We start from the raw sequence: 12,036 nt of genomic DNA, 5'->3' as shown, positions 1-12,036 counted from the left end.
GGTTTGGTTACCTCGCGGTAATGCGCGACTGCAGCGCCTCGATCGACCAAAATGGAGTCAACTGTGTCCGGTTCCCCCACCGCTCGCATGCGCCTGCTCGGCCTGGTCTTCTGGCTGGCCGGCGGCACCGTCATCACCTTCGGCTGGATGGGCATGGCCGAGATCGCCTACGTCGACGGCCAGCTGCCGTACCTGATCTCGGGCGGCGCGGCCGGCCTCGGACTGATCCTCGTCGGCTCCACGCTGGTCCTGTCGGCCGCCGTGGTCGACGCCGGCGAGCGCACGGCCCAGCGCACCGCCGAGCTGTTCAAGGCCGCTATCGAGGAGGTCGAGGAGTCCGAGCCGGAGCCGGCCGAGGCGGTTCAGGAGCCGAAGTAGGCCGCGCGCACCGCCTCGTCCTCGAGAGTCTGAGAGCCCGAGCCGGCGGCGGTGATGCGGCCCTGCTGCATCACGAAGGCGGTGTCGGCCTGCTCGAGGACACCGGCGTTCTGCTCGACCATCAGGACCGTCACGCCGCGGCCGTTGATGAGCTTGACCGCCTCGAAGACCTGCTCGGTGAGCTTCGGCGACAGGCCCAGCGATGCCTCGTCGACCAGGAGCAGGCGCGGGCTCGCCATCAGGCCGCGCCCGAGGGCGAGCATCTGCTGCTCGCCGCCGGAGAGCGTGCCGGCCTGCTGGTCGGCGCGCTCCTCCAGGCGCGGGAAGATCGAGTAGACCTCGCTGAGGCTGCGACGGACGCGGCGGGAGTCGCGCCGGACCGTCCAGGCGCCCAGGCGCAGGTTCTGCTTGACCGTCAGGGCGGGGAAGACGTGGCGGCCTTCGGGGACCAGGACGATGCCGGAGCGGACGCGGGAGGCCGGCGGGCCGGTCAAAGGCCTGCCGTCGTAGCGGACCTCGCCTCCGGTGATCGGCAGGAGCCCGGCGAGGGCGAGGAGCGTCGTGGTCTTGCCGGCGCCGTTGAGCCCCAGCAGGACGGCGTTGGAGCCCTCCTCGACGCTCATGTCCACGCCGTGGAGGACCGGGACCGAGCCGTAGCCGGCCCGCAGGTTCGCGACCTCAAGCAGCGCCATGCTCTGCTCCTCCTGGTGCCGAGCCGCCGAGATAGGCGGCGATCACTTCGGGGTGCTTCTGGATCCGGTCGGGTTCGCCTTCGGTGAGGAGCCGCCCGAAGTTGAGGACGTAGACGTAGTCGCAGACCTCGGCCACCAGCGGCACGTGGTGCTCGATCATCAGGATCGTGAGTTTGAGGCGGTCGCGCAGCTCGCCGAGGGTCTTGCCGAGTGCGAGGGCCTCCTCGGGGCTCAGGCCGGAGGCGGGCTCGTCGAGCAGCAGCATCTTCGGGTCCGATGCCAGCGCCATGGCCATGTCGCAGGTCTTGCGGACCCCGTATGGCAGCTCGCCGGCACGTTCTCCGGCGACGTCGGACAGTCCGAAGTAGTCGATGATCTCGGCGGCGTCGCGGCGCAGTTCGCGTTCGCGGTGCCAGGTGCCGGTGAAGCCGAGCAGGCCGGCGACCGCGGAGTAACCGGTGCGCTGGTGCTGGGCGAGCATGACGTTCTCGGCGACGGTGAGCGAGTCGATGACGCCGAGGTTCTGCCAGGTGCGGGCCATGCCGAGGCGGGCGCGCCGGTGGGTGGGCAGGCGCGAGACGTCGCGGCCGTCGAAGTAGACGCGCCCGCCTTCGGGCCGGTAGATGCCGGTCAGGCAGTTGAAGCAGGAGGTCTTGCCGGCGCCGTTGGGGCCGATGAGGCCGACGATCCGGCCGGCGCCGACGGACAGGGACAGGTCGTCGAGGACCTGCAGGCCGCCGAACCGCAGCCGCAGGCCCGCCACTTTGAGCATCTGGTGTCGTGGTCGCTTCACCGTTTCGCCTCCTTTCCGGTTCCGGCGATCCAGCGGGTGACCGGCGCCAGGAGCTGCCCGAGGCCGCCGGGGAAGAACCTGAGGACCACCAGGAGCAGCACGACGACGATGAAGGGCGGCAGGACGTGGTAGACCGCCTCGTTGAGGAACGGCGGCTGCCAGGGCAGGCCGGACAGAAAGTTCGGCAGCGTCAGCGGCAGCAGCGCGAAGAACGCGGAGGCGATCACCACGCCGAGGCGGGAGCGGAGGCCGCCGACCACGGTCATCAGGACCCACAGCAGCGCGACCTGGAATTCGAAGTCCAGGGCCTGGACCACTTGGTTCCAGTGCGCGAACAGTCCTCCGGCGAGGCCGGCGACCAGGCCCGAGTAGCAGAACGCGGCGAGCTTGTAGCCGGTGACGTTGACGCCGAGGGTGGAGGCGATCTGCTCGTCGTTGCGGACCGCGGTCAGGGCCCGCCCGGCCTTGGTCGAGACCATGCGCCAGTCGGCGTACAGGACCACCGCCAGGACCCCGAGGCACAAGAGTGCGTAGGCGACGTCGGTCTGGAGCGGTGCCGGCCTCGGCGCGAAGGCGCCGGCTCCTCCCCCGGTGAACTCGCGCCAGTTGAAGATCGTCGTCTCGGCGGTCAGCCCGAACGCGAGGGTCACCAGCGCGAGGTAGAGGCCTTTGACGCGCAAGGCGACCATGCCGACGATGGCGGCGGTGACCGCGCCGGCGAGCGCGGCCGCGGCCAGCCCGAATCCGAAGGGGGCGCCGAGCCGGGAGGCCATGAAGGCCGCCGAGAACGCGCCGATGCCGACGAAGGCCTGGTGTCCCAGGGAGATCTGGCCGGCGTGGCCGGTGAGGGTGTTGATCGACAGGCCGATGACGGCGTAGATGGCGGCGCGGCTGATGCGCTGGGCCCAGACGTCGCCGCCGAAGACCAGCGGATAGGCCGCGAGCGCGAGGACGGCGAGGACGAGCGCGATGCGCAAGGCCAGGACGAAGTGGTTCCTGACGCGGACCCTGGTGAGGACGAGGGTGGTCGAGGCCATGTCATGCCTCCTTGCCGAGCAGGCCTTGGGGGCGGATGAGCAGGACCAGCATGAGCAGCGCGAAGACGCACAGTTCCGCGGCGCCGGGGACGGCGAGCCGCTGGCCGAGCAGGTAGATGCCGACGTTCTGGACGACGCCGATGCCGACCCCGCCGATGAAGGCGCCCGGCAGACTGGTCATGCCGCCGAGGACGGCGGCGGCGAAGGCAGGCACGAGCATCGTCATGGTCATGAACCCGGGGGTGAAGATGCCGACCGGGGCGTACAGGAGGCCGGCGACGCCGCCGAGGAGGGCGGCCAGGCTCCAGACGAGCCGGGAGACGCCGGTGGGGCTGATGCCGACCACGCGCGCGGCGAGGGTGTCCTGTGAGGAGGCCAGGACTGCCAGGCCGAAGTCGGTCTTGAAGAACCAGGCCATGGCCGCGGCCAGCACCGCGAGGACGGTGAGGATGATGAGCTGCTGCGGTTGGATGCCGGCGCCGAGGACGTTGACGCCCGGGCCGTCGATGAGCGGCGGCATCACTCTGGGGATGGGCTGGGCGACCAGGACGGTGACGGCGATGGCGAACAGGGCGACGCCGACGAGGGCGACGAGCATGATGGTGCGCGAGGAGGATTCGAGCGGGCGGACGATGAGTCGTTCGACGCCCAGTCCCATGGCGACGGCGGCCGCGAGTCCGGCGATCGCGCCGAGCCAGTAGGGCAGGCCCTGGGCGACCACGAGGAAGTAGGCGACGAAGGCGGCGATGCCGCCGAACTCGCCTTGGGCGAAGTTGAACACGCCTTTGGCCTTGTAGACCAGGACGATGCCGACGGCCAGGAGGCCGTAGACCGCGCCTTGGAACAGGCCCAGTGCGACGAAGGCGCCCATTCAGAACCCGCTCACGAACGCGTAGTCGGTCACGTAGCGGCCGCCGCCGTCGCAGACGTTGCGCAGCACGCTCACTTGGGTGCCTCCGAACCGGGTGTCGCCGTAGTCGAGGTCGGGGAACACTCCGGTGGTGAAACTGGAGCCGGAGACGGCGTTGACGAACGCGCCTCGGTCGAGGTTCTCGCCGGACTGCTCGAGCATCCGGTGCAGGACCTTGGACTGGCCCCACATCATCCAGACCACGTCGTCGGCCTGGATGCCGGCGGCACTGGCGGCCTGCAGGAACTCGGGGTCGTAGTCGCCGGCGTCGGCGAACGCGGGCGTGGGGTTGAAGAAGCGGGCCCCTTCGGTGCCGCCGGTGCTGCATCCGGTGGAGGCGACCTGGTCGAGGCCCATGCTGACGCCGACGCCGACGTACTGGGGGCGGCAGGCGGCGGCCGCGGCCATCTCGAGGTAGAAGGTCGGGGAGGTCAGGACGAACACCGCGTCGTAGTTCTTGGCGGTGCCGGTGCACAGGTTGCCGGCCGAGGAGGAGCCGCGCTCGTTCTTGTCGGGCCGGAAGACGTCGACGCCGGGAAAGGCGTCGGTGAACCCGGCGACGGCGTCGTCGAAGTTCGGGGTGTTGGTGACGATCGCGGCGACGCGGCCGGCGTCGGTGACGCCGAGTTCGCCGCGGATGTAGTCGGCGAGCATCGGGACCTGCTGCGGGTAGGTCATGGTGGCGGCGAAGTAGGTGTCGAGGCCGCCCATGCCGGTCTCGGTGACGCCGGTGGAGATGTAGGGGACGCCTTCGCTCGCGGCGTACTGGGCGCAGGCCTGGATCTGGTCGGTGCCGCCGGCGCCGATGAGGGCGAATGCCTCCTGTTCTTCGGCCATGGTCTGGCAGACCTGGCGGGCGGTGGAGGGCCGGTACTGGTCGTCGGCGAAGACGGTCTCGACGGTGCGGCCGTGGATCTCGACCGGTTCGCCGCCGTTGCCGTACTGCCAGTAGAGGTCCTTGCCGGTCTCGAAGGAGTCCTGGCGGAGCGGGGCCGCTCCGGTGAGCGGGGCGTGGATGCCGACGGTGATGGTGTCGTCGGTGACGCCGGTGGTGTCGCCGTTGCCGGCCGGGCCGCCGCCGTTGCCGTCGCCTCCTCCCCCGCCGCCCGAGCCGCCGCTTGAGCCGCCTCCGCCGCCGGAGGTGCCGCCGCTGCCGGCGCCGCTGGAGCCGCCGGTACTGGCGCCGCCGGCGGTGTCGGTGGCGCCGCCGTCGACGCCGGGGTTGGAGCCGCCTTCGGCGACGAACTGGTCGTGGACGCCTTCGTACTGGCCGCAGGCGGTCAGTGCGAGCGCCGCGCAGGCGGCGAAGGCGAGGGGCCCGCGGGATCGGCGGAGGGTCATCGGCTCCCCGTCTCTGAGGACCTGCCGGTCAGGCGCTGCCACAGACCGGCGGGGACCGGCAGGGCCCAGCCTCGCCTGGCGAGGTTGTAGGAGCGGATGCGGTCGATCGCGCCGCTGCCGGCGGCGGCGGTCTGGGTGCCGCTCATGACGTGGTGGAGGACGAACGCGCCGACCAGCCCGGCGGGGATGAGGGTCCAGACGTACCAGGGCATGCGCGGTTCTACCGGCTCGAACGCGGCCGGCTCGACCTCGTCGGCGGCCGCTTCGGCGGCCCCGGCGTCCGGTTCCGCGGCGGGTGAGCCGCCTCCGCCGCCGGAGGTGCCGCCTCCGGTGGTACCGCCGCCGGAGGAGCCGCCGCCGGAGGCCGGAGGTGAGTCCTCAGTGGATGGTTCTTCGGCCGGCGGGGTGTACGACATCGACGCCGAGAGTCGGTCGGCGGTCGCTTCGAACTCGTCGACGGGAGTCTGCGGATCGTCTCGGATCGGCAGCTTCAGATTGACCTGCCATATGTCGACCGGTGTCGCCTCGTCCATTACGGGCATGAACATGACGCCGTAATTGGCGAAATGGTCGAGCGCCCATTCGGCGGCCAATTCGGAGAGGTCGAAGGTCCATGTCGGCAGCGGCAGTTCGAAATCCTCGGCCTCCTCGGCCGCGGCCAACTGCTCGGGGTCGGGTTCGGATCTGACTCCTTCGACGCAGTCGTCGCCGACCGGCGGCCGGACGTCCCACATCTCGGCCTCGCCCGGACTCCAGGCCTCGGTGATCGGGCAGGCCTGGATGAGGTGCCGGAGAGGGTTGAACGTCGGCGAGTCGCCCGCGTCGTCGCCCTCGGCGACGGTGAGCGTGAACTCGGTGATCGCCGCGCCCTCGGGAACGCCGCGCTCGGCCAGGTTGAACTGCAGCGCCGCGACCTTGGCGGGCTCGCCGAGCTCGACCGAGATCGGCATGGTGGTCGCGGCCTGGGGGTTGGGGAACTCGAGGGGCTGGACGACCTCGCCGAGTTCGAGGGTCTCGTCGACCTGGCGGCTCCAGTACCAGGAGACGCCGTCGACGCCGTAACGGAATTGGAGCTCCTCGCTTCCGGCGGTGTCCTGGGCCGCAGTGCCGGTGGGCCAGGCGATCACCGAAAGTGCGAGTGCGCAGGCGGCTAGCCTGGCGGATTGCTTTCCACGCGGGCGGAGGGGACGCGGGATCATATCGGCACTCCCGTGCGGTCATCTGCTTCATCGAAGACGTTAATTGCCGACTATAGATGATCGTAAATTCGTACGCTACCCGCCGGTAGTGGAAATTCCTCCAACGCATCCGACAAGAAAGGGCCCACCGCATTCGCGGTGGGCCCTAGATGACTCAATGGGAGCGCGCTACTCCGTCTCGGTCTGCTCCTCGGCTTCGGCCTCGGCCTGCGCGCGGCCGGGGAACAGGTCGTCCTCGGTCAGCCGGTTGCCCTTGCCGTCGACGACGGTCGCCTCCTTGACGACCTCCTCGAGGGCCAGCTGCTGACGCAGCTGCGCGGCGATCTGCTGCAGGCCGCCGTTGATCCGCAGCTCGTCGACGAACTGCTGGAACTGGTCCTGCGGGATGCCGCGCTGCTGGGCCTGGCGGACGACCTCGGAGGTCATGAGCTCACCGCTCACCTCGAGCTTGCGCTCGCGGGCGATCCGGCCGAGCACGATCGACTGGCGCAGGTTCGACTCGACGTCCTTGCGGAGATCGGCGTCGAACTCCTCGGCGGTCTTGTCGATCGCCTCGAGGTAGCCCTCGAAGCTGCCGGCCATCTGCACGACCTGCTCTTCGAGATGGTTGCGGGTGTGGCTGATCTCGTCCTCGACCGTCTTGTCCGGCAGCGGCAGGTCGATGGCCTCGAGCAGGGCGTCGAGGGTCTTGGCGCGGGCGTCGGAGGCCTTGCCGGACTTCGCCTGCTCCTCCAGGCGCTCGCGGGTGGCCGTCCGCAGCTCCTCGAGGGTGTCGTACGGGCTCGACATCTCGGCGAACTCGTCGTCGAGCTCGGGGAGCTCGCGCTCCTTGACCTGCTCCACGCGGATCTCGACGTCGGCGGTCTGGCCCTCCTGCTCGCCGGACAGGTTCGACTCGATGGTCTTCTCGTCGCCGGCGCTCATGCCCACCAGGGCCTCGTCGAGCCCGTCGAGCAGCTGGCCGGAGCCGACCTCGTGGCTCATGCCGGTCACCGAGCCGCCCTCGACCTCTTCACCGTTCTGGGTGGCCTTGAGGTCGATGACGACGAAGTCGCCGTTGGCGGCGGGGCGCTCGACGGTCTTGAGCGAGGAGAAGCGCATCCGCTGCGACTCGAGGTCGGCGTCGATGTCCTCCTCGGAGACGTCGTCGGCCTCGACGGTGACCTTCAGCTCCGAGAACTCGGGCATCTCGAACCCGGGAGTGACGTCGGTCTCCACGACGAACTCGAAGGGCTTGCCCTCCTCGATCGGGTTGACCTCGGTCAGGTCGGGGCGTCCGAGGACGTCGACCTCGTTCTCCGAGACGGCCTTGTTGAGGTTGGACTGCACGGCCGGGTCCATCGCCTGCGCGTAGACGGCCTCGCGGCCGACCCGCTGGTCGATGACCGGGCGCGGGGCCTTGCCCGGCCGGAACCCGGGGACGCGAATCTGCTGCCCGACCGTCTTGTACGCCTCGTTGATGAACGGCGCCAGCTCCTCGAACGGCACCTCGACCGACAGCCGCACCCTGGTCGGGCTCAGGGTCTCGACAGTGCTCTTCACAGGCGTACTCCTAAAGATTTCAAACAGTTGCTCATTGCGTCGACGCGGCGGTTCGCAGCGCGCGGGACACGCAGAATCCACCCCCGCTCCGACCGAGTCTAGGTCGTCGCGGGCGCACCGCCACCTCGGGTGTGCTCGATATCGCGAGCGATCACTGTAGCCCGGCGTTGCGGCCTGGGCGTCGAGGACCGCGTCGATATCGCCTAGACTACGCCGAGAAATCGTTGTCCAAGAGGGCCCGCGCCGGTCACTACGACTCTCCCCCACACGGAGTAACCACTGATGCCAACTCCCGCCGTCCTGTTGTTCACCAAGACCACCGGATTCCGGCACGACTCGATCCCCGCGGGAGTGGAGGCGTTCAAGGGCATCGCGGCCGACCTGGGGCTGCACTGCGAGCACACCGAGGACGACGCGGTCCACACGCCCGAGCGGCTGGCGGAGTTCCAAGCGGTGGTGTGGCTCTCGACCTCCGGCGACGTCCTGGACGAGCTGGGCCGCGCGGCGCTGGCCGACTACGTGACCGGCGGCGGAGGCTGGTGCGGGGTCCACGCCGCCACCACCGCCGAGCGCTCCTGGCCGTACTACCGGGAGCTGGCGGGCGCCCGCTTCATCGGCCACCCGCCGGGATGCACCGAGGGCCGGATCGACGTGGTCGACGACACCCACCCCTCGACCGGCCACCTGCCGAAGACGTGGACCTGGACCGACGAGTGGTACAGCTTCGACGAGCGTCCCACCGACGTGGAAGTGCTCCTCGAGGTGGACGAGAGCAGCTACGACACCGCGGACCTGGCGATGGGACACCCCCACCCGCTGGCCTGGCACCGCCGCCTGGAGAACGGGCGCTGCTTCTACACCGCGCTGGGCCACGACTCGAGCGCCTACGCCGACCCGGTGTTCCTTCAGCACATCGCCGGGGGCCTCATGAGCGTCCTGCCGCCGCGGTGAGCGTTTGCGGGTTAGGCTCGTAGGCCAAGGCGATCCGATTCCGACGAGGTGGTTATTTTGGCCGACGGCATCCGCGTCATCGTGTCCGACATCGGCTCCGTCCTCTTCAAGTTCGATCCCGAGCACCGCTTCGACCTGCTCGCCGAGCGGACCGGACTCCAGCGCGGCGACCTGGAGATCCGGCTGTTCGACTCGGGCTTCGAGACCCGCTGCGAGTCCGGGGAGTTCACCGCCGACCAGATCCGCGACCAGGTCGCCGAGATGACCGGCTTCGACGGCGACACCGACGAGCTCAGCCGCCTGTGGACCTCGGCGTTCACGCTCGACGACGAGGTCTTCTCGACCCTGACCCGCGCCGACATGCCGCTGGCGATCTTCTCCAACAACGGGCCGCTGTTCGCCGACTACTTCGACACCTACTACCCGGAGGCGGCGAAGTGGTTCCGACACCGCTATTTCGCCTGCCGCCTGAAGGCCCGCAAACCGGAGCCGGCGGCGTTCGAGGCGGTCGAGGAGGACCTGCACCGGCACCTCGACGCGGCCCCGCACCAGTTGCTCTTGATCGACGACAACCGCCAGAACACCGCCGCCGCGGCCGAGCGGGGCTGGCAGGTCCACACCTTCACGACCGCCGATGCCCTCCCGCACATCATCGCCGCCACCGGCTGAGAACATGCCCGAGGGTCTCGTTGCATCGCCTGAGCGCCCGCGCTAAGATCGTTCCCGGTTCGCCGCAAGGCGGCCGTGCGGGCGTAGCTTAATGGTAAAGCCTTGGTCTTCCAAACCAATGACGCGAGTTCGATTCTCGTCGCCCGCTCCACTATTGCCTGCGAAAACCCCACATTTCCATCGGTTCAGCGGCCCCTCGGAGGGCGCTAGAGTCGCCGGCACACCGAGTCCTTGATCGTCAGCACCCCGAAAGGCCCGTCTTGGCCGCCACCGCCGGAACGGAATCGGCTGAGCACACCGGCGGGCCGTGGCCGTGAAGAACCTCCTGGCCGGCCTCGTCACAGAACGGTGCCGGCGTGCGCCAAGTCGTCCCGCGGTCCGGTTCGGCGGAGCCACGACCACGTACCGCGAGATCGACGCTTGGTCGGAGGCGGTCGTTTCGTCATTGAAGGGGTCGGGAGTCGCGCCGGGGGACCTCGTGGCGGTGGCGGTCGAGCGCGGACCGGCCCTGGTCGCGGCGCTGCTGGGGGTCCTCAAAGCCGGAGCCGCCTACGTGCCGCTGGACATGGGCCACCCGCGCCGACGTACCGACGGCGTCCTCACGCACGCCGCTCCGCGCGCCGTGCTCGCGAGCGCCGAGCACGAGGAGGGTCTGCGCCGCTGGAGGATCGTGCGCATGCCGTGCCGCCCGGTCGAACTCTCGGACGCTCGCATGGACGACCGATCGATGTCGCGGTCGGGCCGATTCGACGGGAGGGCGTATGTCGCGTACACCTCCGGGTCGACCGGCGAGCCGAAAGGGGTCGTCTGCACCCATGAGGGGGTCACGACGTATCTCTCGGCCATGATCGAGGAGTTCTCGCTCGGCGAGGACGACCGGGTCCTGTCGATGATGTCGGTGGCCTTCGACCCCTCGGTACGCGACGTCTTCGGAACCCTCATCGCCGGCGCCACGATCGTGATGGCCTCCTCCCGGGAGATATTCGATCCGGCGGCCCTGGCGGACCTGATCGTGCGCGAACGAGTCACCTCCTGCCTGAGCATCGTTCCGCGGGCGCTCGAAACGCTCGTCGAGGAACTCGAGGCCCGCCCGCGCCGCATGGAAGTGCGACAAGTCGTCTCGTGCGGAGACGTCCTCACCGGGCCCATCGCCCGCCGCACCCAGGACGCCTTCGGCTGCGAGGTGATCAACCAGTACGGGCCGACCGAGTGCACCATGGCGGCCACCTTTCATCGGGTGGCGGCCCCGGACCTGGCGGCCTCGTGCGTGCCGATCGGCAGGGAGATCGGGGACGCGATCGTGCACGTGGTGGACCGGCGACGGAGACAGGTGCCCTTCGGCGCGGTCGGCGAGCTCGCGATCGGCGGCGCGGGACTGGCGCAGGGGTATCTGGGGCGGCCCGATCTGACCGCTGAGCGGTTCGTTCCGGACCCGTGGAATGAGGGCGGCCGTATGTACCTGACCGGCGACCTGGGGCGGCGACGCGACGACGGCCTGCTGGAGTTCGTCGGGCGGATCGACGACCAAGCGCCGCGGTCGCGAATCGATCCCCGCGCAGTGGCGGCGGCCCTGCGAGCGGATGCGGCGGTGAAGGACGTCGAGGTAGCGCCGCTTCCCGATGAGGCCGGCGGTTTCCGGTTGGTGGCGTTCGTGGTGCCGTTCGGGAGGGTCGATCCGGTGGAGCGGAACAGGATTCAAGACGCGCTGCGAGCGTTCACGGTCCCTTCGCAGATGCTGATGATCGAGCGGATGCCGTTGACGCCGAACGGGAAAGTCGACCGCCGGGCCCTGCTGGAACTGCACCGGACTTCACTGCGGGAACCTCGGTGAACATCCGGCACCACGCTTCCGGCACACACCCGCCGCAGTGAAGGCTTACCGCTCTATCAGATCGTCAACCGCCTGCTCTCTGGCCGGAAGATAGGAATCTCGGATCCAGGAGACGAGCGTTGAGGGCAGCACCACGCATCCTTCCTCCTCGCAGGAGTTCGCACGTGGTATGGGGTAGTAGAAGTCCGCGTATACAACTATATTGGCGATACGTACGGCCACCTCGGTATCCGCTATAGACACAGAGTCGGATGCGCTCCAGATGAAACCGTCCTCCCACGGATCCGGAACACTCTCAACTCGTCCATCGTAGTTATTGCGGAATTCGATCGCCGTCATGAGCAACTTTTCCGGCTGGTCGATGGACTGTTGCGCTTTGGCGACAGAGTCATAGACAACCAGATCGAAGTAAAGAGTCGCTTCCTTCTCGTCCCCGCCGTCGGACACGGCCCAGACCATCTCGATCTTGCAATAGGGGTATTCACCGTCGACTTCCTCATTCGTGACCTCGATGTCGTTGTCAGCGAAGAATTTGACCAGCTCCTGGTGTCCGGCCGCCTCACAGGCTTCGTTGTCAACTACCTCCAAGTCGAAGGCTCCGTCAGACTTCGTCGGAACGACATCGTCGGGCCCCCCGCCAACACATCCGATTGCCGTCATCGTGAGAACGAGCGCCACGGCCGACGCCACCCG

Annotated in this window: 12 protein-coding genes and 1 tRNA gene; 5 read left to right on the top strand and 8 right to left on the bottom strand. The window is 69.0% G+C overall.

The genetic code is table 11. From position 1 onward, the window contains the following. The first annotated feature begins 63 nt into the window (after window positions 1-63). Window positions 64-378: a hypothetical protein gene (locus tag ACYVL2_RS07480; RefSeq protein ID WP_460541784.1), complete on the top strand. Its 315-nt coding sequence runs from the start codon at window positions 64-66 to the stop codon at window positions 376-378. On the opposite strand, the gene ACYVL2_RS07475 is transcribed toward ACYVL2_RS07480, so the two are convergent. The 7 genes from ACYVL2_RS07475 to tig all read right to left on the bottom strand — a co-directional run bounded on the left by ACYVL2_RS07475 (window position 363) and on the right by tig (window position 7,892). Continuing rightward, window positions 363-1,070: an ABC transporter ATP-binding protein gene (locus ACYVL2_RS07475; protein WP_460541782.1), complete on the bottom strand. Its 708-nt coding sequence runs from the start codon at window positions 1,068-1,070 to the stop codon at window positions 363-365. The two genes, ACYVL2_RS07480 and ACYVL2_RS07475, sit on opposite strands and share 16 nt — an antisense overlap. Continuing rightward, entirely contained in the window at window positions 1,057-1,863 is an 807-nt protein-coding gene (locus ACYVL2_RS07470) for an ABC transporter ATP-binding protein (RefSeq protein ID WP_460541781.1), read from the bottom strand. The genes ACYVL2_RS07475 and ACYVL2_RS07470 overlap by 14 nt, the downstream gene beginning before the upstream one ends. Then, a complete protein-coding gene (locus ACYVL2_RS07465; protein ID WP_460541779.1) occupies window positions 1,860-2,900 on the bottom strand; it encodes a branched-chain amino acid ABC transporter permease in 1,041 nt (346 codons plus the stop codon). Before ACYVL2_RS07465 ends, ACYVL2_RS07470 begins: the two co-directional genes overlap by 4 nt. Window position 2,901: 1 nt before the next feature. Further along, complete coding sequence (locus ACYVL2_RS07460) at window positions 2,902-3,771, bottom strand: branched-chain amino acid ABC transporter permease (RefSeq protein ID WP_460541777.1); 870 nt, start codon at window positions 3,769-3,771, stop codon at window positions 2,902-2,904. Continuing rightward, complete coding sequence (locus ACYVL2_RS07455; RefSeq protein WP_460541775.1) at window positions 3,772-5,151, bottom strand: type 1 periplasmic-binding domain-containing protein; 1,380 nt, start codon at window positions 5,149-5,151, stop codon at window positions 3,772-3,774. It abuts the gene before it with no gap. Further along, the gene (locus ACYVL2_RS07450; protein ID WP_460541773.1) at window positions 5,148-6,278 is read right to left on the bottom strand and encodes a hypothetical protein; all 1,131 of its coding nucleotides are present in this window, start codon (window positions 6,276-6,278) and stop codon (window positions 5,148-5,150) included. The genes ACYVL2_RS07455 and ACYVL2_RS07450 overlap by 4 nt, the downstream gene beginning before the upstream one ends. A 240-nt stretch (window positions 6,279-6,518) precedes the next feature. Then, window positions 6,519-7,892 (bottom strand): trigger factor, encoded by a 1,374-nt coding sequence (tig, locus tag ACYVL2_RS07445; RefSeq protein WP_460541771.1) that lies wholly within the window; start codon window positions 7,890-7,892, stop codon window positions 6,519-6,521. A gap of 282 nt (window positions 7,893-8,174) precedes the next feature. Here tig and ACYVL2_RS07440 point away from each other — a divergent pair, with 282 nt between their 5' ends. From ACYVL2_RS07440 to ACYVL2_RS07425, 4 genes are all read left to right on the top strand, one after another. Continuing rightward, entirely contained in the window at window positions 8,175-8,843 is a 669-nt protein-coding gene (locus ACYVL2_RS07440; RefSeq protein WP_460541769.1) for a ThuA domain-containing protein, read from the top strand. A gap of 57 nt (window positions 8,844-8,900) precedes the next feature. Further along, on the top strand, window positions 8,901-9,512 hold the full coding sequence (locus ACYVL2_RS07435) for an HAD family hydrolase (protein WP_460541767.1): 612 nt from the start codon (window positions 8,901-8,903) through the stop codon (window positions 9,510-9,512). A gap of 77 nt (window positions 9,513-9,589) precedes the next feature. Next, window positions 9,590-9,663, top strand: a tRNA-Gly gene (locus tag ACYVL2_RS07430). Between the two features lie 156 nt (window positions 9,664-9,819). Beyond that, window positions 9,820-11,343 (top strand): amino acid adenylation domain-containing protein, encoded by a 1,524-nt coding sequence (locus ACYVL2_RS07425; protein WP_460541765.1) that lies wholly within the window; start codon window positions 9,820-9,822, stop codon window positions 11,341-11,343. A 45-nt stretch (window positions 11,344-11,388) separates the two neighbouring features. Here the strand turns inward: ACYVL2_RS07425 and ACYVL2_RS07420 are convergent, their stop codons facing one another. After that, window positions 11,389-12,021, bottom strand: coding sequence for a hypothetical protein (locus ACYVL2_RS07420; protein ID WP_460541763.1), 633 nt, complete (start codon window positions 12,019-12,021; stop codon window positions 11,389-11,391). Window positions 12,022-12,036 lie beyond the last annotated feature (15 nt).

This window comes from Glycomyces halotolerans, from assembly GCF_054779575.1.
Note: the sequence above shows the minus strand (reverse complement) of the source record. Positions and strands in the feature narration are given on the sequence as shown.

Excerpts from the sequence above, each read along its gene's own strand:
- ACYVL2_RS07475 (WP_460541782.1), bottom strand. The coding sequence starts at position 1,070 with ATGGCGCTGCTTGAGGTCGCGAACCTGCGGGCCGGCTACGGCTCGGTC.
- ACYVL2_RS07465 (WP_460541779.1), bottom strand. The coding sequence starts at position 2,900 with ATGGCCTCGACCACCCTCGTCCTCACCAGGGTCCGCGTCAGGAACCAC.
- ACYVL2_RS07460 (WP_460541777.1), bottom strand. The coding sequence starts at position 3,771 with ATGGGCGCCTTCGTCGCACTGGGCCTGTTCCAAGGCGCGGTCTACGGC.
- ACYVL2_RS07455 (WP_460541775.1), bottom strand. The coding sequence starts at position 5,151 with ATGACCCTCCGCCGATCCCGCGGGCCCCTCGCCTTCGCCGCCTGCGCG.
- ACYVL2_RS07440 (WP_460541769.1), top strand. The coding sequence starts at position 8,175 with ATGCCAACTCCCGCCGTCCTGTTGTTCACCAAGACCACCGGATTCCGG.